The 274-nt window shown below is 58.4% G+C and carries 1 protein-coding gene; it reads right to left on the bottom strand.

The window, feature by feature from the left end:
- Window positions 1-274: DDE-type integrase/transposase/recombinase (locus EG885_RS22540; RefSeq protein ID WP_165571284.1), on the bottom strand; the 274-nt coding region annotated here is incomplete at both ends.

Here is a 274-nt window from a genome sequence, read left to right as displayed (position 1 = left end):
GCCTTTCCCACTCATCGACACCTTGAACCCGTGCTTGCGCAGCAGCTTCTGATAGTCGTGAGCGCAGTATTGCGATCCGCGATCCGTGTGATGAATGCACCCTTGTGGTGGCCTTCGGATCGCGATGACCATGTTCAGCGCCCGCAAGGCAAGATCCTGCTTCATGCGGTTGCTGATGGCCCATCCGACGACGCGCCTGGAGAAAAGGTCAATGATCACGGCAAGATAAACCCAACCCTCCCGCGTCCAGACGTAGGTGATGTCACCCGCCCAC

This window comes from Paracoccus nototheniae (assembly GCF_004335005.1).
In the GTDB taxonomy this organism is placed as follows: Bacteria; Pseudomonadota; Alphaproteobacteria; order Rhodobacterales; family Rhodobacteraceae; genus Paracoccus; species Paracoccus nototheniae.
This window is presented reverse-complemented; position numbering and strand designations above follow the sequence as displayed.